We start from the raw sequence: 22,627 nt of genomic DNA, 5'->3' as shown, positions 1-22,627 counted from the left end.
TTTCAGAGTAATTGAACTAAACCAAAGCATATGAAGAACCGACTAATCGCGATTGCAGCCCTGCTCTTAGTAGCTTTTTCATGGGTTTCTTGTATTGATCCTGACCAAACGGAGGAAGTAATCCTCCAACAGGATAAAGAAGAAATCCAGAAATACCTTCAAGAAAACCCCATTGTTGGGGTAAAGGAGTACAAAGAAGAAGTGGAGGGATTTTATATGTTTTGGCAAGTTTCCAATGATGCAGGTCTCACCGTGGTAAGGGGAGATACTGTTACGGTGAACTATACCGGTAAGCTCCTAAGCAACGAGGTATTTGATACATCCTTGGAGCAAGTTGCCAAGGATAATGGGATCTTTTCGAGTTCAAGAAAATACCAGCCCCTGAAGTTCAGACCTGGATTTAACTTTGCCATTTCAGGATTTGAATTTGCCATTTCGCTTATGAAGCAGGGAGAAAAAGCAACAGTGATTTTCCCGTCAAGACTAGGATATGGTAACCAGCCGCAAGGTCCTGTTCCTGCAAATTCACCCTTGATCTTTGAGATTGACCTTCTTGAAGTGAAAAAAGGTTCACTGCCAAACCCATGATTAAAAGACTCATTCCTGTATTTTTCCTGGGCCTGCTAGCTCTCTTGTCCTGCGAACCTACCAATCCGTTCAATACCGGGCCAGCATACGATGTGGAGGGAAATTTAAAAATTGACAGTACCAAAATCGTGGCCTACTTAGATACGGCCAAGATTGACAGTCTTTATCGAATTCATGATCCCAGTGGGGTCGTTGTCATTGTCCAGGAGGAAGGAGTAGGTACCCGACCAACGTTTAACACAGTGGTCTACACCGACTATACCGGCTCATTGATGGAAGATGGTTCGGTATTCGATACCAGTATCGAAACAGTTGCCCGTGAAAACAATATTTATGTGGAAGGGAGAAAATACAATGCGTTTAGCTTTATTATTGGATCCAGCGGGGTGATCCAGGGATGGGATATTGCCTTCCGAAGACTCAGACCTGGCTCAAAAGCAGTATTGATTATTCCCTCCCCATACGGCTATCGAAACCAATCAAACAGTGACAGAATTCCTCCAAACTCCGTTTTGATCTTTGATGTTGACTTTCTAGGAATAGATTAAAAATAGGGCTTAGGCCCTTTTTTTGTGGATTTTAGGGAAAAATGCCGGGACCTCCTTTTGATATTCGAGGTAACTTTCTCCAAACTGAGCGATGAGATTTTTTTCCTCAAAGTATATCCCAAGAGGCAAGTAGACAAGAAGGCAGATCAGATGGATCAAAGCGCCTACAGTCCCAGAAACCAGGAAAAACCCAATAAAAATAAAAAGCATCCCGAGATAAAGAGGATGTCTTACCTGAGTATACATTCCTGTTGTGACTAACTTGGGTTCCTCCTCAAATTGCTCATTGGGCCTTAGACCAAGGAATGATTTCATCGAAATTTCTTTGATCGATTTCAAAAATATCATCACTCCCCCTGTGGCAATCATATATCCTGCGTATTGTCCAAACTTGCTAGGGAAAAACACTTCTTTTACGGGCATTACCAGTGCTTGTATGATAATTCCCATGAAAAGCAGAGTAGAAAGAACAGCGTAAAACAATCTATACCATTTGTAAGCGGAGGGCCATTTCGCCTTCAAAATTCTTTTTAACTTGGAAGCAGCAAGTGCTGAGTGTAGGGAGTAAAATAGGCCCCAACTGAGGACCATTAGGAGATATGTCATTTGCCAGAACTAAACCCGGTACTTTAGAATTTTTATGAAATCGAGCATGACGCGAGTTACATACAGGTATACCCCGATAAGTATCGGAATACCAAGCGAGATTCCATGTGGCCTATAAAAGAAAATTATAAACACATGAAAATCGGAATAATCCGCGAAGGAAAAAACCCTCCTGACAAGCGCACGCCTTTTTCCCCAGATCAGCTCAAATCCTTACAGGAGCAATACCGGGAGCTGATTTCATTCGTAGTTGAATCCAGCCCTATTCGCAGTTTTTCGGATGAGGAGTATCGGATGGCAGGAATTGACGTAGTCGAAGATATTTCGGTAGCTGATGTACTTTTTGGAGTGAAGGAAGTGCCGGTTATCCAATTAATACCGGATAAAACCTACTTCTTTTTTTCCCATACCATCAAGAAGCAGGCATATAACAAAAAGCTCCTTCGGGCGATTTTGGACAAAAATATCCGCCTCATTGATTATGAAGTCCTCAAAGATGAAAAGGGAGAACGGGTGGTAGCCTTTGGTCGCTGGGCAGGGATAGTAGGGGCGTATAATGCCTTTTGGACTTATGGGAAAAAGACTGCGCTTTACGATCTCAAGCGGGCATCAGAGTGCAGGGATTTGGCGGAGCTTAAACTTGAGCTTAAGAAAGTTCAGCTTCCTCCAATCAAAATTGTGGTAAGCGGAGCCGGTCGGGTTGGAAAAGGAATCAGAGAAATTTTGGAAGCCTTGCAAATTCCCGAAGTCGACACGCATGAATTTTTGCATTTGTATTTCGAAGAGCCTGTTTTTACCGTCTTAAGTTCCTCCGATTACAATCGAAGAAAGGCCGATGGAGGCTATGATCGGGAGGAGTTCTATTCCCATCCTGAAAAATACGAAAGTCACTTTCTCAAATTTGCCGAGGCAGGAGAGATGCTAATCGCCGGAGCATATTGGAATCCGGGAGCTCCGAGATTGTTTAAGCTGGAGGATATCAAATCTCCCGATTTTGCGCTGTCAGTGATTGCAGATGTGACTTGCGATATCGGAGGATCTATACCAACCACACTCCGGGCTTCAACAATCATAGATCCAGTTTATGATATTGACCGGGATAGTGGGAAAGAACTGGCTGCTTTTGGAAGTCAAACCAGCATCTCGGTAATGGCTATCGATAATTTGCCTTGTGAACTTCCCCGAGAATCCAGTATGGAATTTGGGAGGCAGCTTGAAAAATGGGTCATTCCTGCCTTGTTGGAAGAGAATGCGCCAATTCTGGAGCGGGCGACCGTAGCTCGGGAAGGAGACTTGACTTTGGAATTTATGTATTTGAGGGACTTTGTTTATTCTGAGGAATAGTATTGAAAATGAAAAACCTGAACCGATTTTTGGAATCTACAGTGCTTCGTCCAACCATGACGGACAAAGATGTGGATCAGCTGATTGCAGATGCCATCGAAGAGCAGTTTGTCGGGGTTTGTGTACCACCATTTTGGGTTAAGAAAACAAAGCGGGACCTAATGGACCAGGATATTCAGGTTGTGACTGTGATCGGTTTTCCATTTGGCTTTGAAGACACAGCCACAAAAGTCGCTGAAACTAAAGAGGCCATCAAACAGGGAGCAGACGAATTGGACCTGGTTTGGTCCCAGACTGCTTTTCACTCAGGGATGAATTGGCCCAAAATCGAAATTGCCCAGATTGCAAAAATCTGCCACGAGGAAGAGCGAATTCTGAAAGTAATCATCGAAACTGCCTACCTGACCTCTGAGCAAATCCGTGAGGCCTGCCTCATTTGTCAGGATGCTGGAGCTGATTATGTCAAGACATCCACTGGCTACGCATCTTCCGGAGCAAAAGTCGAGGATATTGAACTGATGCGGAAAACGCTCCCATCGGCCATTGGCATCAAAGCAAGCGGAGGGATCAAAACACTTGATTTTGCGGTAGACTTAATCAAAGCCGGTGCTGACCGGATCGGTACCAGTTCGGCTAAAGCCATCATGAATGCATGGAGGGCTACCCAGTCCTAACCCCTGCTGAAATAAATCAATAGGAAGGGAATGATAAAAAATGTGAGTAGGATATAGGCAAATCCAAAGACTTTATGCTTCGCTGAAGTCCTTCCCATAAATTCAGCGATTTTAACCGGAATTTGACGGATTTCAGGAAAGGGAAGAAAAATCAAAGCACCTATGCAATTGAACAATACATGCACAAAAGCAAGGGCAATTGCGGCTTCGGTTTTGTAAATGGAGGCAATCACTGCAGTTATAGTAGTTCCGATATTCGCTCCTATGATGAAAGGAAAAGCGCTGGCCAGCCTTACTTTTCTGTTCGCAACCAAAGGAACAACAAGGCAAGTGGTGACGGTGCTGGATTGGATGGCGGCTGTGAAAAAGACCCCGTAGATAAATGAAAGCCCGGTATTTTTGAAGATGATTTTGTTCACATCCTGAAAAGTGTCCAAAACGAAGGTATTATAAACCGACGTGGTTAGGACTTTGATTGAAAAGAAAACCAGGAAGATGGCGAGTAATGTGGATACAAATGGGATATTGATGTTTTCGACGATCCATTCGGTCATGGTTCTGGTAAACATTCGATTGTATTCAAATGGTCCGGACAGCGAACTATCCGAGGAAAAGAAGTGTGCTATTTTTTCTGCGGTTTTGGACAAAAAGTTAAAGTACAACTCCAAGGGAAAAAGGATCAAAACACTCAGGATGTTGAATACATCATGAATTATTCCCGCGGAAAGTGCCCTTTTAAATTCTTTATTCCTCATGATAAAGGTGAAGGACACTAAAGAAGAGGTCAGCGTAGTTCCAATGTTAGCTCCCAAAACCATCGGAACTGCCTGCTGCAAAGTCATGTTTCCCGAAGCAACTATTGCCACTATGCTCGCGGTGACGGTGGAGCTACTTTGAATCAAGGCTGTGACCAAAAGTCCAACAAACAAACTGATGAAGGGATTTCGGGTAGCCTGAATGATGTCAGTCGCAACTGAACTGTTCAGCCGGCCCATGGCAACAGTCAAGAGATCAATCGCAAAGATGAACAGGAGTAAAGCAAGAAGAACCACCAGATAGCTTCTGATTTTGCTCTTGGGGGGTTTCGCTTGGATCAGCTCTTCCATTCCTGTTTAACTTAATTCTGAATCAATGGGTGAAAATAGTTCAAGACGTGATTTTCCGGGATAGGTCTGTGGTGAAAATCAGAATTTTATTAAAAATCCGGGGTAAAAGTTGAAATTTTTTCGCGATATCCAATCTAATTTTCGGGATTGAAAGAAGCTTTTCGAACTACTTAACAATTTGTTAATACGGTGGCTATTATTCTTCCTTAATTTTGGGCTCTACCTCTCTCTAGCCTCATTATGGCCAATAAGAAAGCAATTGATCAAAACATCAATCAGGAAAAACTTACCAAAAAGACCTATTCAATTTTTGATTTTTCCAAAAGTGAACGTCCTTTTCTGATAGTAATCTGTGTTTTGATTTCCATTGCAGGGCTTATCACAGAATATACGTATGCAGCAATGTGGTTTGGGTTTGCATTGGCGGCCTATTCAGCTATTGCCAATGACAGTATTCAGACCATTGGAACCTTCATCATTTCCAATCAGGCGCGTAAATGGTATTGGCTGTGGTTGTTTGTCGGAATAATCTGGATTGTGACGATTACCTACAGTTGGATTGTTTTCAATGGTGACGTGACCTTTCAGTTGCTCAGTACTCCGGGATTGGAAAAGGCCCCGGAAGAATTTGTCTTCCTCCAGTTAGCTGCCCCGATTGTTCTGCTGATTATGACGCGAATGCGGTGGCCAGTATCCACCACTTTCTTGCTTCTGAATGTCTTCACCTACAAAGCAGGCACGATCATGTCGGTGATGACTAAGAGTTTTTTTGGATACATCCTTGCATTTGGCTTGGCAGTAGTTGTTTGGTTTGTTTTGGAGCGATTTGTCAGGAATTACCTAAAGGGTCAGGCAGGATCTTATTGGATGGTATTGCAGTGGATTACTTCGGGTACGCTTTGGGCTGTGTGGATCATGCAAGATGCTGCCAACATCGCGGTATTTCTACCAAGACAATTGGATACAGTTGAGTTTTTAGCCTACACCGGATTCGTCTTCTTGGGATTGGGGCTTATTTTCTATTTGAAGGGGGATAAAATCCAGGACATCATCAATGAGAAAACCAATGTGGCCGATGTACGAGCCGCCACCCTGGTGGATTTAGTCTACGCTGTAATCTTGTTCTATTTCAAGATGTACAACAATGTACCGATGAGTACTACTTGGGTATTTATTGGGTTGCTTGCAGGTCGTGAATTTGCGATCGCAATCGGAAAACATGGGAAAGCCAAAAAAAGAAACGCTTGGTTGGTGCGAGCCTTCCGTCTGGCCAGAAAAGATATGTTCAAGGCTTTGGCAGGTTTAGTGGTTTCCCTGATCTTGGCAATTATTATCAATAAAGGAGTAAGAGAAGAAATCTTTTCTATCTTCCAATAACACGCGGACTTGGAACTGTATACCCACGAATATTTTATGAATGAGGCTTTGAGACAAGCCAAGATTGCCTTTGAAGAAGGTGAAATACCTGTGGGTGCGGTCATCGTTTCCAAAAATAAAATAATCGCCAGGGCTTACAATCAAACCGAAAAACTCAATGATGTTACTGCTCATGCCGAGATGCTGGCTATCACAGCTGCTGCCAACGGCCTGGGGGCGAAATACCTCATTGATTGCAGAATGTACGTCACCTTGGAGCCTTGCCCTATGTGCGCAGGGGCTTTGTTCTGGTCCCAAATCGGAGAGGTTTATTTTGGGGCCTCAGACCCCAAACGTGGCTTTCGGACTAGTAATCCCAACATGCTTCATCCTAAGACCAAGGTGTTTTCAGGGATATTGGCTGGCCAGGCCGAGCAATTGGTTTTGGATTTTTTCAAAAAGCTGAGAGAATAGGTCATTTTTTGTTCAATCAGAACCTTTTTTTCGGAAGACTGGTTGTCAAATCGTAGTTTACAATATGATTTTAAATCTAATGTTTAACCCAAATCTTTAAAAAAATGGCTTTTACACTTCCCGCCCTGCCTTATGCTTTTGACGCCTTGGAGCCGCACATCGATGCACGCACCATGGAAATCCATCATGGAAAGCATCACAATGCTTATGTTACTAACCTGAACAATGCCATTGCTGGCACTGATCTGGAAGGAAAATCCCTTGAAGACTTGATGAAAGTGGCGGGTTCAAATACTGCTGTGAGAAATAACGGTGGAGGTCACTGGAACCATAGCCTTTTCTGGAAAACGCTTTCTCCAAACGGTGGAGGTGCTCCAAAAGGCGAGTTGGCGACTGCCATTAATACCAAATTCGGTTCGTTTGATGCATTCAAAGAGACCTTTAACAAAGCGGCAACTACCCGATTTGGCTCTGGTTGGGCTTGGTTGGTAGTTACCGAAAATGGACTTGCGGTATCATCCACCCCTAATCAGGATAATCCCCTAATGGACGTAGCCGAGATCAAAGGAACTCCGATTTTAGGTTTGGATGTATGGGAACATGCCTATTACCTACACTACCAAAACCGAAGACCTGATTACATCGCTGCTTTCTGGAATTTGGTCAATTGGGATGAGGTAAGCAGGTCCTTCGAAGCAGCTAAATAAGCCAATTCGTTTACTAAGATCTAAAACCCCGGACCAGCAGTCCGGGTTTTTTTTGTCCTAAACCGAATAAAATACTGTACGGAATTGAGACAAATTTTTTTTCGAAAATTCAGGAAAGTCTCATTTTAGCCTTTTTAGACCGATTTTCAGCCTTGGCACTTCATTTTCCTATAGGATGGCACAGACAATTTGACTAAGCCAATCTATACAATGAAAACGACCAACTTTATTTTTCTTGCCATGCTTACGTACCTGCTTGGCATAAGTAACCTAGCTGCGGCTCCTAAGGAGGTGGCCAAGATCACAGGAAAAGTTGCTGACCAAAAAGGTCAGCCAGTAGCCTATGCCAACGTAGCCCTGATACAGGAAGACGGCGCCTTGGTTGACGGCGCTGTTTCTGATGAAAACGGCGTGTTTCTCATCGAGTCCACCAAAACTGCCAAAGTAAAACTGGTCGTATCCTCGATCGGATATGAATCTTTCACCTCCGAACCTTTCGATTTGGCCCCCGGAGTTTCCAAGGATTTTGGGGATTTATCCATTTCAGATGAAATGACTGGACTTGATGAAGTCACAGTAAAAGCTTCCCGTCCTGAGATTATCATTGAACCCGACAAAACCATCGTCAATGTGGAGGGTACCGTAATGGCTCAGGGGTCAAATGCCTTGGATGTAATCGGTCGATCTCCTGGAATCTATGTTGATCAGGAGGGAAATATCAACTTGAATGGTCGAAGCGGTGCCACCGTAATGATCAATGATCGGCCTACCTACATGAGTTCCACCGATCTGGCCAACTTCCTCAGATCAATGCCGGCAGATAACATCAAGAGCATTGAGGTGATAAATAATCCATCTTCCAGATTTGATGCGGAAGGATCTGCAGGGGTGATCAATATTCAATTGAAGAAAAATTCAGTGGACGGGGTATTTGGAAACGTCCAGATTGGCGGACAGTACAATGGCCAGTTTGCACCCAATACCGGACTCACCTTGAACGTGAAGAAGGGAAAGCTTTCCACCAACGGGACATTCAATTACAATGAATACGCGGTCTACAATGATATCTCCATCAACAGAAATTTTACACTGGAGGAAGGAGTTTCAAATTTTAATCAAGACTCACGGATAAATTCCCGATACAAGACTCCTTCATTTAATGGTTCGGCAAATTATGAGATCAATAAGAACCAAAATATAGGTTTGAATGTGCAGGCTTCAGCTTCTACCGACATCAATAAAAGTACTTCAGGTACAGTGATAACCAACCCGGGTCAGGATTACAACAGTTTTATCGAGTCATACAATGATGCAGAGGGAAGCAGAAACCGACTGTTTACCAACCTGCATTACGATGCCAAGTTGGATACCTTGGGAAGTAAAATTTCCGCTGATGTGGATTACACCATTATGGATAGCGAAAGCTCTTCCCTTTTGGACAATATGTACTGGTCTGGAGATGACCAGGCATCTGCTTCTACGGACAAAATCCTTACGCTGAATGACATGTACTATACCATTTTCACCGCAAAAACTGACTTTACAAAAATGCTCAAAGGTGGAAAGACATTGGAAGCGGGACTAAAAGGAAGCTGGGTGCAGTCTGATAATGACCTAGACCTAAGCCGGGCGGAAGATGAAGGTCCTTTTGTACCTGATCCTAACTCCAACCAGTTTATTTACAATGAAAATGTATTGGCTGCATACGCATCTCTGAAAGGGTCTTTCAGCGAAAAGCTAAGCTATCAGGCCGGCTTGAGAGGAGAGTATTCTGACATCGTAGGCAATTCAGTTACGCTGAATCAGATCAACAAACAGAACTATTTCAACCTTTTCCCAAGCTTTTTTGTCCAGCAAAAAGTGAGTGAGAAATATCAGATCGTTTATAATGCCAACAGACGAATCACCCGTCCTAACTACCGCTTGTTGAATCCATTTGTATACTACATCGATCCATTGACTTCCGAGCAAGGTAACCCAAATCTGAAGCCTCAATACTCTACCAACTTTGAAATGAACCACGTGGTAAATGGATCTTACCAGTTTACCTTGGGGTATAGTGTGACGGAAGATACCTTCATGCAGGTTTTTGAGCAGGATCAGGAAGAGCGTACGACGACCACCTATACGGACAACTTTGATCAGACCCGTGCCGCGAATTTCCGGGCCATTGTACCAGTGGAAATCAAAAAGTGGTGGAGCACATCCAACATGCTCCAGGTGACCTACAATCAGTTTCAAACTCAAATTGGTGAGAATTTCCTGGACGTAGACCAAGTTTCCTACATGGTGAGAACTCAACAAAATTTCACCTTACCCAAGGGGTTTAAGTTGGAGTTGATGGGTATGTACCTAGGTCCTCAAATCTGGGGTCAGGGATCCATCGGAGGTTTTGGTTGGGTAGATGCTGGGGTGACCAAGTCTTTGATGAAGGACAAACTTTCAATTGCAGTTAACGGTACAGACCTATTCCGTACCCAGTTTATCAATGCAAAAGTCCAGTTTGCGGATATCGATACCAGTTTCCGTCAGTACCGAAGCAATCAGGGTGTGAGATTTACGCTGAAATATAATTTCTCCAAGGGTGAAAGCTTCCGTGTAAGATCAAACTCCGGAAGTACTGAGGAGCGTAACCGATTGGATTAATTTTTAACCTCCTGATTTTTTGTGCCCCCAAGAAGTGTCTGGCTTTTTGGGGGCTTTTTTCGGATTGCGTTTTTGTTTTTTGGAGGAAAAGCACAAGCTTGATTTATGAATCTGTGGGACATCCATACGCACCGTCGAGGCACTGAAAAAGCTATTTTTAATTCGCTTGATTTTTCGGATATCCCTGATCAGCACTTTTCTGCGGGCTTGCATCCTTGGTTTTTGGACGAAAATTGGGAAGGTAAACTACACCAAATCAGGTCAGTTTCTCAGCAGAGCCCAGCTCTTTTGGCAATCGGAGAGTGCGGATTTGATCGATTGAGAGGACCTAATAATTCTCTTCAAAAGGCTGCTTTCCGTGGTCAGGCTGATTTGGCCAAAGAATTGGAAATTCCCTTGATCCTGCATTGTGTCAGAGGATTCGATTTGCTTTTGGAATACCTGAAAGCCGAAAAAAATCCGCCCGCCATCATTTGGCACGGCTGGAATCTAAAACCGGAGTTGGCGACCCAACTCTTGCAGTATCCTGTTTTTTTCTCCTTTGGAAAGCATCTCCAAAAAAAGGAAAGCAATGCAGCTGGCTGGCTTAACCTTTGTCCCCGGGACCGGATTTTTTTGGAAACTGACGATTCGGGATTGGAAATCAGTTCAGTTTATCAGGCCGCTTCTCTAATTTTGCGCCTTTCGGTGGAAGAACTGGAGCAACTGGTCATTTCCAACTGGAATCGCATTTCAAAACGAAAAATCGAATGAGTGAATTTGCCTGGCTGAGCCGGACTGAGTTGATTGTGGGCCGTGAAGGTTTGGAAAAACTTGCCCAAAAACATGTGCTGGTGGTCGGTCTGGGAGGAGTGGGTTCCTTTGCCGCTGAATTTATCTGCCGCTCCGGAGTGGGCGAAATGACCATCGTCGATGGAGATACCGTGGACATCAGCAATGTCAACAGACAACTTCCCGCTACTCAAAAAAACGTTGGCCAGTCCAAAGCGGAATGGATGGAAGACCGACTTCTAGCCATCAACCCCAACCTAAAAATTCACACGATCCGGCAATTTCTCAAGCCGCACGATCTGACCCAGCTTTTAGCAGAAAATGAATTTGACTACGTGGTAGACTGCATTGACAGCTTTACTCCCAAAATGCACTTAATAGAAGGGGCCAAAAACCGGGGCTTTAGGTTGGTAAGTTCAATGGGTGCTGGGGGGAAAGTCGACCCCACTAAGATCAAGGTTGTAAATTTTGAAGATACCTATCAGTGCAGGCTCGCAGCCATGCTTCGAAAGCGCTTGAAAAAGCGGGAGATCTTTGGTGGTTTCAAGGCCGTGTTTTCAACCGAGGAGGTGCTAAGGGAAAGCCTGATGCTGACTGACGGAAGTAATTTTAAGAAGTCAGCCTATGGAACGATGTCATTTCTCCCGGCAGCCTTTGGATGCGCTTGTGCGGCAACGGTGGTCAATGACCTGCTTGCTTCCTGATCAATGGAAGTGGTAAAGGAATATTAGAACGCCGGTAAATGCCGGCTTTTTTTGATCCTTGATTTCCAGTTTAACTTCCACCTCTGCCTTTACAGTGCCTCTGAGATTGGCTACATTTTTCAATTTGGCCACTAGCCTTACCTCACTGTCTACCACTACTGCTTGGGCAAAGCGAAGGGATTCAATCCCATAGTTGATCATCATTTTGAGGTTCTGTACGTGCACGATCTGTTCCCACAGATGGGGGACAATACTCAGCGTCAGGTATCCATGGGCAATGGTGTTTCCAAAGGCTCCTTCTGCTTTGGCGCGATCCGGGTCAATGTGAATCCACTGATGGTCGTAGGTAGCATCTGCAAAAAGATTGATTTGAGATTGGGTGATTTTAAAATAGTCAGAAGCTCCTAGCTCTTGCCCATTGTGTTTTTCAAAATCTTCAAAACTTCCGATGACGAGGGGATCCATGAAAATGGTGATTGGATTGTTTTGAGCAAAATAGCACCCTTTATTTATTAATTACAAGCTGTCATTTTTTTAGGCATTTGAAAAAATACAGTTTGTATAGTCTAAAGAGCATTTAGTTTTAGTATAAAAAAATTCTTAGTGAATTGCTTGAATTTTTAAAAGACTAAAACCTTATTGCATCAGTTATTGACCTTTTATGAGTTTGAATTTACTTTTTGGAATCCTACTAAGCATTAATCTTTTTGGGTTTCAGGATACAGCAACCGTGACAAAGAAAGTACCGGTTTATTCATTTTTAGAGCAGAAAACCACCTTTTCACTTTCGGCTGACTATCAGGTAACCGAATTACAAGAAAAGACGATTACCATTTTAAGTGCTGATGGATTGGACCATGCATCGGTGGTTTTGATGTATGATAAACTTCAGGAAATAAAAAACTTCGAATTGGAAATGACCGATCCTTTGACAGGGAAGGTGATCAAAAAAGCGAAGCTAAGAGACATGGGAGATGTAGCTCCCTCAACCACTGATTTTTTGTTGGATAATAGATACAAATTTTTCGAAGTTACTTCCTCACATTATCCCATTGTGGTCAAGGTGAAATCAGAAATTCTCCGAAAGACCAATTTCTCATATCCTTCATGGATACCAGTACGTCATCACAACCAGAAAGTAAAAGAGTCTGTCCTCGTTTTTAATTTTCCTACTGAGATGGGCTTGAAATATAAAGAACTTAATCTCAAGGGTAGCAAAGAGATAAAAGAAGAGGGAGGGAACACTACCGTGGTCTGGACTGAAAGTGATTTGGAAGTGCAGACACCCAGCTTTGATTTGGAAAATGATCCCAAAATTCTACTTTCTCCGGTGAAATTCGCCATCAATGAATTTCAGGGTGAAATGAATGATTGGTCAGGATTAGCTTCTTGGCAAAATAAACTCAACCAAGGTAGAGGAGACCTTCCTGAGGATTTCAAAAGACAAATCTTGCAAATGGTGGAGGGAAACTTGGATCCTTATGAAAAGATTGGGATCCTTTATGATTACCTCCAGCGCAATTTTAGATATGTAAGTATTCAGTTAGGAATCGGGGGCTGGCAGACAATGACTGCCCGTGATGTGGTTCAGAATAAGTTTGGAGATTGTAAGGCCTTGACTACCCTGATGAAATCCATGCTGGAGGTGGTTGGAATTCCCTCCTATTATACGCTTGTGTATGCAGGGGAAGGCCAAAAGGATATTGAAGTCGATTTTCCTTCCAATCAATTCAACCATGTAATCCTTCAAGTGCCGACTCGGTCCGAACCAATTTGGCTGGAATGTACCTCGACCCTTAATCCTCCCGGCTTTTTAGGAAATTTTACAAGTGACCGCCACGTCTTGGTGACCACACCTGATGGTGGATATCTGACCAAAACTCCTGGCTATCGTTCAGCACATTGGAATACCGTCAACACCAAATCCAAGTTGGTCTTGGATCCTCAGGGCTTGGCGCAGATTGAGAGTCAAATCATAAGTCATGGTAATGAGGCCATGAGTGCAAGGCAAGTCAATTCCCAATTGAACGAACGGGAAAAGCGCGATTACCTCAACAAAAGTTCCGCCGTTGCTGGATTGATTGTGCAGGAATTTTCAATCGTAAACGACCGAAAAGATTCAATTCCTATTTCGGAGATCAAGTACAAAGGGATTATCCAACGATTCACCCAGGCTACTTCAAAGAGAATCATTTTGAGGCCTTTTTTAGCCCGAATTACCGAAAGTCAGATTTCCTTCAACACTTTGATACGGGAAGATTTTTATGAAATCCAACTCCTTGACGACCTCCAACTCGAAGGAGGGTCAGGTCGGGAGATTCGAATAGAAGGAAAAGGTTACCAGGGAAAATTGGTTTTTTCTCAATCTGACAAAATAATCACGGTAGTCAGGGAGCTTTCGGTCAGCCTCGATCCTGGCCTAGAAGAAGCCGATAAGTCTTCCCTGCTCACTGAGATCAACTCCAAATTTGACCATACACTTACATTAATAAAACCATCTTTAAGCACCGTTAAAAATGAATAAACTGATTTTGTTCCTGACTTTTTTACTAGGACCGACCTTTCTTTTTGCCCAATCCATCAAGATGGGCTACATTAATGAGAATGAGCTGGCGCTTACTGAAGTGCCCTATGAAACAGGGGCTCCTGCTGTGATCCTAGCCTCTAGTGGAGATTCCCGATTTTTTGGGGAAATGCTCGAAACCACCTTTTTCTACCGGATCAAAATCCTGACTGAAGCAGGGAAAGAATTTGCAGATGTCAAAATCCGCTACTTTCGAGGCGAGAATACAGTAGAAAACATTTCAGGGGTAAAGGCCAGCCTCGTCAATGTGGTAGATGGACGAATGACCGAAACCAAAATTGGTAAGGAACATATCCATGATGTGGAAATAGGCGATGGGTTCTGGGAGCTCCGCATTTCCTTTCCGGACGCACAGGTTGGGTCTATTTTGGAATACACTTACAAAAAAGGGGATAAAAACTTGACCTTTTTGGATGGATGGAGTTTTCAGCGATCCATTCCTACGCTTTTTTCCAAGTATCAGATTATTATGATCCCACAATTGGAGTACAAGATGATCGGTCAGGGATACAATTTGTTTCAGAATTCTGAAAACCTCGCCAACAATGGGACTTTTTCATGGACTTTGAGAAATTTACACTCACTCAAAGAAGAACCCTTCATGAAAAACTACCGGGACTATCAGGAGCGGGTGGAGTTTCAGCTCTCGCGCTATCAGTCTGCAGGGGGATCGGGCTATCAGTCAGCAGGAGAGGGACAAGGTGAATTTGTCGATGTGCTTAATACTTGGGAAAAGCTGGGGGACGATTTGATTGAGTATTATTCAATGAAGGGATATTATCGGACAAACACTCTGGAGAAAGGACTGCTGGACCTTGACCTATCCATTGGTTCTCAAAAGGAAAAGGCCGAAAAGGCCTATTATTACCTAAGAGATAATTTGATTAATGATGGGGAAGATTGGATCTATCCTGATCAGACACTCAATCAACTTTTGAAATCCAAAAAAGGTGCTCCCGGTGAATTGATTTTGGCCTACATGGGTGTTTTAAAATCACAGGGAATCACTTGCGATCCCGTATTGATCGGAAGCAAAGGGTATGGAAGGAGTGAATTAGTCATGTTTCCCTTTCTCAATCAATTCGACGAAATACTCCTTCTGGCCGAGTTAGATGGCAAAAAGCAGTTTATTGATTTGAGTGATCCATTGGCTCCTTTTGGTTATGTGGATATAGACAAGCACGTCAAGGGAGGTTTGTTACTTCAAAAAGGAAAAAGTGCTTTGGTCCCGATTGAGATTAAGCATACTTCCAACAACTTGGTTTTTACCAATGTAGAGTTGAATTCCGAGACAGGTGAGCTAATTATCCATAATACCCTGAGGAGTCACTTCTATGAAGGTCTGAAAATCGCCCATGCAGTCAAATCCTATGAAAAGGCAGAGAAATCGCTGGACGAAATGTTTACCTCCCCAGGCGAAGCAATGACTGTAAAGAATGCTAAGGTGGAAGATCTACTTCAGGAAAAAAATTACATCAATTCTACTTTTGATTTGGTGATGCCAGGGGCAGCGGACATGGAGACATTGACGTTTAATCCCCTCAGAATTTCTTCTTTCACAAAAAATCCATTCACGCTGGAGTATAGAGTGTTTCCAGTGGATTTTGAATATCCTTTTAGTGAAGTCTATACAGCAAACATAAAAATTCCCCCAGGATATGAAGTAGATGATTATCCGACCAATGAAAATCTTACGATTCAGGGATCCACTGTCAGCTTCAATTATTCGGTAGAAAATCTAGGTGAAATCCTCAAAGTAACCGCCAAACTGGACATCCGGGCCAGTCTGATTCCTGTCCAAAGGTATGGTGATCTAAAGTTTCTGATGGAATCAATCGCCGCCAAACTCAGTGCTCCGGTTATCTTGAAAAAGGTAGTCAAACCATAGAATAAGGGCCAAGTGCCCTTTTTTTTATTTTAAGTGGTGGAATTGATCCCCTGCTGATTTCCCTGCTATGAAAATCCAGTATTTTTCCACCAATTTGTAAAGGTAATTGCAACGGTAAATTCACCCATGAAGATCATTCGCTGGATTTGGAGGCTGTTATGGAAGACAGCCCTTTGGTTTTTCGGACTTTCAATCGGTCTAGTCATTATATACAGATTTGTTCCAGTTCCGATTACTCCTTTGATGGTGATCCGACTGGTCGAGCAGGCTTTTGATCCGGAAAAAGACCTCAGGCTTTATAAGGATTGGGAGTCAATTGATCACATTTCCAAAAATGCCCCTCAAGCGGTCGTGGCAGCAGAGGACCAAAAGTTTTTGGAGCACAAAGGGTTTGATTTTGAAGCCATGGAAAAAGCCTGGGAAAACAACAAAAAAGGCAAGCGAATCAAGGGAGCCAGTACCATTACCCAGCAAACAGTGAAGAATGTTTTTCTGTGGCCGAGCAGAAGTTATGTTCGAAAGGGTCTGGAGGCATATTTTACGGTGTTGGTAGAGTTGCTTTGGTCAAAAGAACGCATCATGGAAGTTTATTTAAATGTTATTGAAATGGGAAATGGGATTTATGGAATCGAAGCAGCAGCCCAGACCTATTATAAAAAACCTGCCGCCAAACTAAATCGAAGCCAGGCTGCAATGATCGCAGCTGTCCTGCCTAATCCACGGAGATGGACTCCGGCTAGACCAACCGGATACATAAGGGGAAGGCAAAGCTGGATTATGCGTCAAATGAATAACCTTGAGCCGGTTGGATTTGGAATTTAAAGCTTGAATTCTGAGTGTTAAAATGGTACTATACCAAGAATTTTTTTTGTTGAGTTTCTTTGGACTTAGATCTTGAGCCGGAGGACTACCTGCCAGCTCGCTAAATCCAAATTTTGTTTTAAAATTTATGATTTTGATCAGTGAATTTTAAGATTGTTGGAATTGTTCCGATAAACTGAAAAAGGCCCTTGATTTGCAGCAATTGAGGATTAAAAAACGCAAGAAAAATTTATCCACATTTTCATTTATTTATCCACACTTCTAAATTTATTAAGTATAAATAATTGATAAACAAGGATTTAACACTACTAAAGCTAGACTGGTTTTGTGGATAATTTTAGCTAACTGCAACAAAATCAACTGAAAAAAAATGCGAAACCGTGGATAATTTCAAATTCCAAATTTTATTCTAAAATGGCCTCAATCATGCTTTTGCTTGATCAATCTTTTCCGATAGGCATTGAATATTCTGGACTTAGAGACGAATCCCAAGTACTTTCCATTTTCGACTACAGGAAGGTTCCAAGCACCGGATCGCTCAAATTTTTCCATGGCAGATTGCATATTTTCAGTAGCCAATAGGATTTCTGGGGGACTATGCATCAGTTGACGCACCAAGACTGTTTCTTGCTTTTCGGAATCAAACATGATATGCCTGAAATCATCCAGTGTGATAATTCCCCTGAGAGTTTGATTCTCGTCAATTACTGGAAAAATATTTCGTTTTGATATTTTCACCAGATCAATCAGGTTTTTCAATTTAGCATCCGGGTGGATAGGCAATAAATCCCTCTCAATAACCTGGGAGATGTCTATCGTGTCCAAAAGTTCCTGATCCTTGGTTTCAGGAAGTTGTTTTCCTTGGTCTTTCAACTGAAGCTTGTACAGACTGTCCTTTTGAAAATAAGTAGTGGTAATAAAAGAAATAGCCGACACGAACATCAGGGGGACAAAAAGTTCATATCCTCCGGTAATTTCGGCAATCAAAAATATCGCAGATAGTGGGGCATGCTGGACTCCGGCCATCAATCCGCACATAGCCACCAAAGTAAAATGGGCAATCGGTAACGGGATATGAAAGCCAAGCATGTTTTTGGAATAGGCAAAAAGAAATCCCACAATGCCTCCTACATAAAGTGAGGGCGCAAAAATCCCTCCGCTTCCCCCTGCCCCAATAGTAACTGCTGATGCAATTGGTTTGATCAGGACGATCAATGTTAGAAAAACCAAGATCATGGCAGGATTTTCTATTACGGAGAAAAAAGGACTTTTATCCAGGATTTGAGCAGAGTTTCCTTCGATCAGGGTATTCAAAGTTCCATACCCTTCACCATAAATGGGAGGGAAAAAGAAAACCATAAATCCCAGAAATGCCCCGCCGTACAGGATCCTCATGTACTGATCTCCCAAATCCACCATGATTCGCTCAGTTCGTCTTACCATTCGGCTGAAGTAAAGTGAAACCACACCGCAAATCATCCCTAACAATAAATAATAAGGCATGTGTGCAGCCAGAAATGTCTCCTTCAGGTCGAAATTGAAAAGGGACTCTTCTCCGATTAGAATCATTGAAGTAATAGAACCTGTCACAGAGGCAATCAATAGGGGGATGAAACTTGCTGTGCTGATTTCCAACAGGATTACCTCGATTGCAAATATCACCGCTCCGATAGGCGCACCGAATATTGCTGAGATTGCTCCCGCAGCTCCACATCCGATCAGAAGAGTTCGCTTTTTCGCATTGAGATGCATGAGCAGGCCAACGTTTGATCCAATGGCCGATCCTGTCATTACCATAGGAGCTTCAAGCCCAACTGAACCCCCGAATCCTACTGTTAAGGCTGAAGTAATTATCCTGCTGTAAATTTTTACTTTGGGAATGAGACTGGATTTTTTTGAAATATTAAACAGTACATCCGGGATACCATGTCCACCATAGTCTTTGAGCAGGTAGCGGCCTACTAGATAGGCTGCCGATATCCCAACCAACGGATATAGGATATACATGAAATTGGCATACTCGGTGTAAAAATCATCAGTTAGAAACTCCTGAATGAACTGAACAGATTCTTTTAGGATTACCGCTGCAAATCCTGAAAATATTCCTATAAGCCCGCTCAGAATCAGTATGAAAGACTGATTGCTCAAATGCCTAAGCCTCCAGATCAAAAAACTCGTGATCAAATCATTCTTTGCCAAATCGAATCAATTTTGATAAAAAACCAAAGCTGGGATTAAGATAAATTATTTGCCACTCGACTCTTCCATCAATTCGCTGTCCAATTTCAGAATACAAGTCAAAACCAGATTAACTGCCTTGATGTAAAACGCGGGATTAATGTTTTCAAACTCATCGGATGGTTTGTGGTAATCAATGTGATCTTCCACTCCGAAATAAAGATGAGGGACCTTTTTTTCAAAAAACGCTCCATGATCGGAGGACTTTGTCCAATCTTCCTTTCCTGTACCAGGTATATCATGGCCTAGGCGAAGGACCGGATCTGACCCACTCGAAGCTTGCTCCAAGATCGCCTTGAATTGAGGGTTATGATAGGTTCCTGAAGCATAAAGTTCATTTTTATCACTTCTTGAGAGCATGTCAAGATTTACATTGAGAAGTATCTGCTCCAATGGGTAAGGGAAATCATCCACTAGTGCCTTTGCCCCTTGAAGTCCCATTTCTTCTGCATCCAAGGCGACAAACATCATGCAATGTTGGGGACGATTTTTGGAAAAGTATTCAGCTAAAACAAGTAGTGCAGCTGTTCCTGAAGCGTTATCATCGGCGCCATTGAAGATCGAATCACCTTTTGCATCTGGTCTTCCTATCCCTACGTGATCGTAATGAGCAGTAACCACGATTACCTTTCTTGATTTACTTCCCGGAATGAAAGCAACCAAATTGGCAGCATCTTCATAAGTCCTGTTTTCACGACGGTTTACAAAAGAGAAGCGCTGGATGAAATCAGGGTAAAGTGCCTGCACGTTGCTGAACGAGGTGATTTCATCCAAGATGTACTCACGTGCCTTAAGATTTCCTTCACTAAGTGGCTTTCTGCCTGCGAGTTGGTCCGAAGAAAGGTACTCAATGTGTTTTAAAAGTTTTTCAGCATCAATACTTTGGGCAAAACATTGACTGGTCAAAACTAAAGTGACTAGAAAAAAGAGGATTTTTTTGAAAGAGAACTGCATCTGGTGATCCATCATTCGTTGTGTATATTCGTAAAAATACTAGGCTTGACGTCACCACATTTGAAATTGATGAAATATATCAGCAGTGCCCTTCTTTTTTTGGGTTCTTTTGGATTTGCTTTTGGTCAGGGAGGTCTTCCCGAAAGTTTTTTTGATGGGAAATCGGTGGTTGTGGTATCAACTGATCCTGGTGCAAGACCGGTGTTGACTTGGAAGGAATTGGCGGATAGTGTTCATGTTCACCTTGTGGAGGCAGGAGCTGATCCGGTTGCCTATTTTGAATTGGAACAAGTGGCACTTTCTGAAGCAAGACAGGCTGATTTTGCAAAGGCCTTTGCACAAAGGCAAGTCAAAAACATCATTCTGGTGACCCGAAAAAAGGAGAGTCTAAGTATCCACGTAGGGCCTTTTAGCGGAGACGGAAAAATCATATCCTCCAAGGCATTGTATGGCATCACTGGAAAAGATTGGGATGAAGCGGGAGCTCAGCTGGCAGAATCGGCGAAAACCACAAGATCCATGAATCTGTTGGTCATTGATGTCGCGGAATTTCCTCAAATAAGTACGCAGGAAACTGCCCAATCCGAACAAAAATTTCTTCCCCGAAATCCCCTCAACCTGGAAGTATTCAAGTTGGGAATTCCTTTGGAGGGCTCCTCTGCAGAAACTGGATTTCTAAGCTATTTCCGATATGATCTGCTCGGCAAATCCGCAGAGGCCATTCTTGCAGAACAAAATGCTCAAAAAACCCAGATTCAGGCAATTGTCGAAAGTCTTTATCCTCATCAAATAGAATGGCTCACTGAGGCCAAAACGAATGAGCAATTGGTAAGAGACAGGGTTCAGTTTCTACTGATAAAAGTAGAGGGTAGACAAGCTGATCTTATGGCCAGTATGGGTCTGGAGCCTATAGGGGGTGAAGAAGGTGCTAAAACAGTAGTAAAATATTACATCAAACTTCTAGTGAGAGATGAACTGTATATCGGGCCGGAGTGGGACGCTGATTCAGACTGGAGAATAGCACTTTCCAACTTTTTAAATAATCTAAAAAAATAAACCTCCCGGAGGAGGTTTTTTACTTGATCCAAGGTTGGGGTAATATAAACAACTTTTACTTCAAAGATATTAAGTGATGTTTTTTGTATGCGAAATGCTTATTTTCATAAAAGAAGAAATAATTTTTAGTAAATCCAATTTCTCTTTATTTTTTTTAATTAAAAGAAGGTTTCCTTAATTTTTCTAAGAATCAGTTATTTCTAATAAAGATTTTCATTGAGAAATGGAATAAGAGCAAGAATGATAGCTTGCCGGTAATATTCAGTTCGGTCCACTACTCCGTGAGTTAAAATTCCGACCGACCCACCTTGCTGTTTGGAATTGTCTTTATTAAATACCGAGTCGTCTGCCTTTCCCAACTCCATTCCTTCACTTACCAAGGATGCTACGGCAGTCGGAATATAAAATGTACCTGTTTTCGATTGGCTGGTTTTCCCCATTTTATCTACAATGAAAATCCAGGCGAAGGCAAACATACCTTTTTCATCCTCATCGACTCCTCCTTCGATCCCAACCCAATAATTTGCTTCAGGGAAAATTTCGCGGGAATTAAAGGCTCGATTTTTGGCTCCAAGCAACGTTTCCCGATTTCCCACAGGCTGTTCGGGAACACCGGAGGAGGCATTGATTCCTTCAACAAGGAAGCTTTTGTTAAATGCACGGGTGAATGCATCTTCGGTGCAGGAAATTTTTACCGGATTTTTACTTCCAACCAGCACAAGAAGCTTATCGGAAGGTTGGAAATTTTCTCGTCTCTTAAAACTCATAAAAAAGGCCTGGCTTAAGCCTAGGCCATATTGGTAAATACTTGGTTTACATCATCGTCTTCTTCCAGACGGTCGATCAATTTGTTGATGATTTCCTCCTGTTCTTCAGTGAGTTCGGTCAAAGTTGTTGGGAAACGTTGAAAATCAGCTGATATGACTTCAATTCCACGGTCCTCCAGTGCTTTTTGCATGGTTCCGAAATCCTCGAATTCAGTGTAGGCGAATATCTCCCCTTCATTTTCCGCAATTTCAGTCAGTCCGTAGTCGATCAACTCCAGCTCAAGCTCTTCCAAATCATAATTTGCTTTTGCAAATCTGAAAACAGCCTTACGATCAAACATAAAACTTACCGATCCCGAAGTTCCCAAGGCTCCACCGGCTTTGGTGAAATAGGATCGGATGTTTGCTACAGTGCGATTGGTATTGTCAGTGGAAGTTTCTACGATGATTGCAATTCCAAAAGGGCCATAGCCTTCATAAACTACTTCTTCGTAATCTTTTTCATCTTTATTGGAAGCCCTTTTGATCGCCGCCTCGATGCGGTCTTTAGGCATTTGAGCACCCTTAGCATTTTGAATAACCGTGCGGAGTTTGGTATTGGTGTTGGCGTCTGGTCCGCCAGCTTTGACAGCCATCACGATTTCTTTACCCAGTCTGGTAAAAACCTTGGACATCTTGTCCCATCGCTTAAACTTTCTCTCTTTTCGGAATTCAAATGCTCTTCCCATGGATTTGCTTGATTAGGTGGGCAAAAATAGCAAATCTTTTTACTTAGAAGAACCTCTGTTCTTTTT

General features: G+C 42.7%; 21 protein-coding genes. 14 read left to right on the top strand and 7 right to left on the bottom strand.

Going from position 1 to position 22,627, the window contains the following annotated elements; genetic code table 11:
* The first annotated feature begins 30 nt into the window (after positions 1–30).
* Complete coding sequence (locus tag D0X99_RS00190; protein WP_119475635.1) at positions 31–588, top strand: FKBP-type peptidyl-prolyl cis-trans isomerase; 558 nt, start codon at positions 31–33, stop codon at positions 586–588.
* Complete coding sequence (locus tag D0X99_RS00185; RefSeq protein ID WP_119475634.1) at positions 585–1,136, top strand: FKBP-type peptidyl-prolyl cis-trans isomerase; 552 nt, start codon at positions 585–587, stop codon at positions 1,134–1,136. The genes D0X99_RS00190 and D0X99_RS00185 overlap by 4 nt, the downstream gene beginning before the upstream one ends.
* 9 nt (positions 1,137–1,145) lie before the next feature.
* Here the strand turns inward: D0X99_RS00185 and D0X99_RS00180 are convergent, their stop codons facing one another.
* Positions 1,146–1,727, bottom strand: a complete 582-nt coding sequence (locus D0X99_RS00180; protein WP_233553638.1) for a methyltransferase family protein — start codon at positions 1,725–1,727, stop codon at positions 1,146–1,148.
* A 150-nt stretch (positions 1,728–1,877) separates the two neighbouring features.
* On the opposite strand from D0X99_RS00180, the gene D0X99_RS00175 reads away from it, so the two are divergent.
* Positions 1,878–3,086, top strand: a complete 1,209-nt coding sequence (locus tag D0X99_RS00175; RefSeq protein WP_119475632.1) for an NAD(P)-dependent oxidoreductase — start codon at positions 1,878–1,880, stop codon at positions 3,084–3,086.
* 8 nt (positions 3,087–3,094) lie between these two features.
* Positions 3,095–3,760, top strand: coding sequence for a deoxyribose-phosphate aldolase (gene deoC / locus D0X99_RS00170; protein ID WP_119475631.1), 666 nt, complete (start codon positions 3,095–3,097; stop codon positions 3,758–3,760).
* Here deoC and D0X99_RS00165 read toward each other — a convergent pair.
* Positions 3,757–4,866 carry a Na/Pi symporter gene (locus D0X99_RS00165; protein WP_119475630.1) on the bottom strand — a complete coding sequence of 370 codons (1,110 nt, stop codon included), beginning with the start codon at positions 4,864–4,866 and terminating at the stop codon, positions 3,757–3,759. The genes deoC and D0X99_RS00165 overlap by 4 nt on opposite strands.
* Before the next feature lie 240 nt (positions 4,867–5,106).
* Between D0X99_RS00165 and D0X99_RS00160 the strand changes: the two genes are divergently transcribed.
* From D0X99_RS00160 to D0X99_RS00135, 6 genes are all read left to right on the top strand, one after another.
* A complete protein-coding gene (locus D0X99_RS00160) occupies positions 5,107–6,243 on the top strand; it encodes a hypothetical protein (RefSeq protein ID WP_119475629.1) in 1,137 nt (378 codons plus the stop codon).
* A 9-nt stretch (positions 6,244–6,252) separates the two neighbouring features.
* Positions 6,253–6,696 (top strand): nucleoside deaminase, encoded by a 444-nt coding sequence (locus D0X99_RS00155; protein ID WP_119475628.1) that lies wholly within the window; start codon positions 6,253–6,255, stop codon positions 6,694–6,696.
* Between the two features lie 104 nt (positions 6,697–6,800).
* Positions 6,801–7,403, top strand: coding sequence for a superoxide dismutase (locus D0X99_RS00150; protein ID WP_119475627.1), 603 nt, complete (start codon positions 6,801–6,803; stop codon positions 7,401–7,403).
* 210 nt (positions 7,404–7,613) lie between these two features.
* A complete protein-coding gene (locus tag D0X99_RS00145) occupies positions 7,614–10,049 on the top strand; it encodes a TonB-dependent receptor domain-containing protein (protein WP_119475626.1) in 2,436 nt (811 codons plus the stop codon).
* Positions 10,050–10,154: 105 nt separating this feature from the next.
* The gene (locus tag D0X99_RS00140; RefSeq protein WP_119475625.1) at positions 10,155–10,802 is read left to right on the top strand and encodes a TatD family hydrolase; all 648 of its coding nucleotides are present in this window, start codon (positions 10,155–10,157) and stop codon (positions 10,800–10,802) included.
* The gene (locus tag D0X99_RS00135; protein ID WP_119475624.1) at positions 10,799–11,524 is read left to right on the top strand and encodes a tRNA threonylcarbamoyladenosine dehydratase; all 726 of its coding nucleotides are present in this window, start codon (positions 10,799–10,801) and stop codon (positions 11,522–11,524) included. Before D0X99_RS00140 ends, D0X99_RS00135 begins: the two co-directional genes overlap by 4 nt.
* Here D0X99_RS00135 and D0X99_RS00130 read toward each other — a convergent pair whose 3' ends face one another.
* Complete coding sequence (locus D0X99_RS00130; protein WP_119475623.1) at positions 11,525–11,989, bottom strand: MaoC family dehydratase; 465 nt, start codon at positions 11,987–11,989, stop codon at positions 11,525–11,527. It abuts the gene before it with no gap.
* A gap of 265 nt (positions 11,990–12,254) precedes the next feature.
* On the opposite strand from D0X99_RS00130, the gene D0X99_RS00125 reads away from it, so the two are divergent.
* The 3 genes from D0X99_RS00125 (at position 12,255) to mtgA (ending at position 16,818) form a co-directional block, all read left to right on the top strand.
* Positions 12,255–14,048 (top strand): transglutaminase-like domain-containing protein, encoded by a 1,794-nt coding sequence (locus D0X99_RS00125; protein ID WP_158587662.1) that lies wholly within the window; start codon positions 12,255–12,257, stop codon positions 14,046–14,048.
* On the top strand, positions 14,041–15,996 hold the full coding sequence (locus tag D0X99_RS00120; protein WP_119475621.1) for a DUF3857 domain-containing protein: 1,956 nt from the start codon (positions 14,041–14,043) through the stop codon (positions 15,994–15,996). Before D0X99_RS00125 ends, D0X99_RS00120 begins: the two co-directional genes overlap by 8 nt.
* 126 nt (positions 15,997–16,122) lie before the next feature.
* Entirely contained in the window at positions 16,123–16,818 is a 696-nt protein-coding gene (mtgA, locus tag D0X99_RS00115; protein ID WP_119475620.1) for a monofunctional biosynthetic peptidoglycan transglycosylase, read from the top strand.
* A 420-nt stretch (positions 16,819–17,238) separates the two neighbouring features.
* Here mtgA and D0X99_RS00110 read toward each other — a convergent pair whose 3' ends face one another.
* Both D0X99_RS00110 and D0X99_RS00105 read right to left on the bottom strand, forming a co-directional pair.
* On the bottom strand, positions 17,239–19,017 hold the full coding sequence (locus D0X99_RS00110; protein ID WP_119475619.1) for a chloride channel protein: 1,779 nt from the start codon (positions 19,015–19,017) through the stop codon (positions 17,239–17,241).
* A 45-nt stretch (positions 19,018–19,062) separates the two neighbouring features.
* Positions 19,063–20,025: a M28 family peptidase gene (locus D0X99_RS00105; protein ID WP_317133419.1), complete on the bottom strand. Its 963-nt coding sequence runs from the start codon at positions 20,023–20,025 to the stop codon at positions 19,063–19,065.
* 54 nt (positions 20,026–20,079) lie between these two features.
* On the opposite strand from D0X99_RS00105, the gene D0X99_RS00100 reads away from it, so the two are divergent.
* Positions 20,080–21,066 carry an NTPase gene (locus D0X99_RS00100; protein WP_119475618.1) on the top strand — a complete coding sequence of 329 codons (987 nt, stop codon included), beginning with the start codon at positions 20,080–20,082 and terminating at the stop codon, positions 21,064–21,066.
* A gap of 200 nt (positions 21,067–21,266) precedes the next feature.
* Here the strand turns inward: D0X99_RS00100 and yjjX are convergent, their stop codons facing one another.
* Together yjjX and D0X99_RS00090 are read right to left on the bottom strand one after the other, a co-directional pair.
* Positions 21,267–21,833: an inosine/xanthosine triphosphatase gene (gene yjjX / locus D0X99_RS00095; protein WP_119475617.1), complete on the bottom strand. Its 567-nt coding sequence runs from the start codon at positions 21,831–21,833 to the stop codon at positions 21,267–21,269.
* A gap of 20 nt (positions 21,834–21,853) precedes the next feature.
* The gene (locus tag D0X99_RS00090; RefSeq protein WP_119475616.1) at positions 21,854–22,561 is read right to left on the bottom strand and encodes a YebC/PmpR family DNA-binding transcriptional regulator; all 708 of its coding nucleotides are present in this window, start codon (positions 22,559–22,561) and stop codon (positions 21,854–21,856) included.
* Positions 22,562–22,627: the final 66 nt, after the last annotated feature.

The sequence above is a fragment of the Algoriphagus lacus genome, assembly GCF_003583985.1.
GTDB lineage: Bacteria > Bacteroidota > Bacteroidia > Cytophagales > Cyclobacteriaceae > Algoriphagus > Algoriphagus lacus.
The sequence above is the reverse complement of the archived record's forward strand: the minus strand, read 5'-3'. Positions and strand labels throughout refer to the sequence as shown.

Excerpts from the sequence above, each read along its gene's own strand:
- yjjX (WP_119475617.1), bottom strand. The coding sequence starts at position 21,833 with ATGAGTTTTAAGAGACGAGAAAATTTCCAACCTTCCGATAAGCTTCTT.
- D0X99_RS00145 (WP_119475626.1), top strand. The coding sequence starts at position 7,614 with ATGAAAACGACCAACTTTATTTTTCTTGCCATGCTTACGTACCTGCTT.
- D0X99_RS00120 (WP_119475621.1), top strand. The coding sequence starts at position 14,041 with ATGAATAAACTGATTTTGTTCCTGACTTTTTTACTAGGACCGACCTTT.
- D0X99_RS00150 (WP_119475627.1), top strand. The coding sequence starts at position 6,801 with ATGGCTTTTACACTTCCCGCCCTGCCTTATGCTTTTGACGCCTTGGAG.
- D0X99_RS00105 (WP_317133419.1), bottom strand. The coding sequence starts at position 20,025 with ATGATGGATCACCAGATGCAGTTCTCTTTCAAAAAAATCCTCTTTTTT.
- D0X99_RS00135 (WP_119475624.1), top strand. The coding sequence starts at position 10,799 with ATGAGTGAATTTGCCTGGCTGAGCCGGACTGAGTTGATTGTGGGCCGT.
- mtgA (WP_119475620.1), top strand. The coding sequence starts at position 16,123 with ATGAAGATCATTCGCTGGATTTGGAGGCTGTTATGGAAGACAGCCCTT.
- D0X99_RS00165 (WP_119475630.1), bottom strand. The coding sequence starts at position 4,866 with ATGGAAGAGCTGATCCAAGCGAAACCCCCCAAGAGCAAAATCAGAAGC.
- deoC (WP_119475631.1), top strand. The coding sequence starts at position 3,095 with ATGAAAAACCTGAACCGATTTTTGGAATCTACAGTGCTTCGTCCAACC.
- D0X99_RS00175 (WP_119475632.1), top strand. The coding sequence starts at position 1,878 with ATGAAAATCGGAATAATCCGCGAAGGAAAAAACCCTCCTGACAAGCGC.
- D0X99_RS00185 (WP_119475634.1), top strand. The coding sequence starts at position 585 with ATGATTAAAAGACTCATTCCTGTATTTTTCCTGGGCCTGCTAGCTCTC.
- D0X99_RS00160 (WP_119475629.1), top strand. The coding sequence starts at position 5,107 with ATGGCCAATAAGAAAGCAATTGATCAAAACATCAATCAGGAAAAACTT.
- D0X99_RS00090 (WP_119475616.1), bottom strand. The coding sequence starts at position 22,561 with ATGGGAAGAGCATTTGAATTCCGAAAAGAGAGAAAGTTTAAGCGATGG.
- D0X99_RS00180 (WP_233553638.1), bottom strand. The coding sequence starts at position 1,727 with ATGGTCCTCAGTTGGGGCCTATTTTACTCCCTACACTCAGCACTTGCT.
- D0X99_RS00100 (WP_119475618.1), top strand. The coding sequence starts at position 20,080 with ATGAAATATATCAGCAGTGCCCTTCTTTTTTTGGGTTCTTTTGGATTT.
- D0X99_RS00190 (WP_119475635.1), top strand. The coding sequence starts at position 31 with ATGAAGAACCGACTAATCGCGATTGCAGCCCTGCTCTTAGTAGCTTTT.
- D0X99_RS00140 (WP_119475625.1), top strand. The coding sequence starts at position 10,155 with ATGAATCTGTGGGACATCCATACGCACCGTCGAGGCACTGAAAAAGCT.
- D0X99_RS00130 (WP_119475623.1), bottom strand. The coding sequence starts at position 11,989 with ATGGATCCCCTCGTCATCGGAAGTTTTGAAGATTTTGAAAAACACAAT.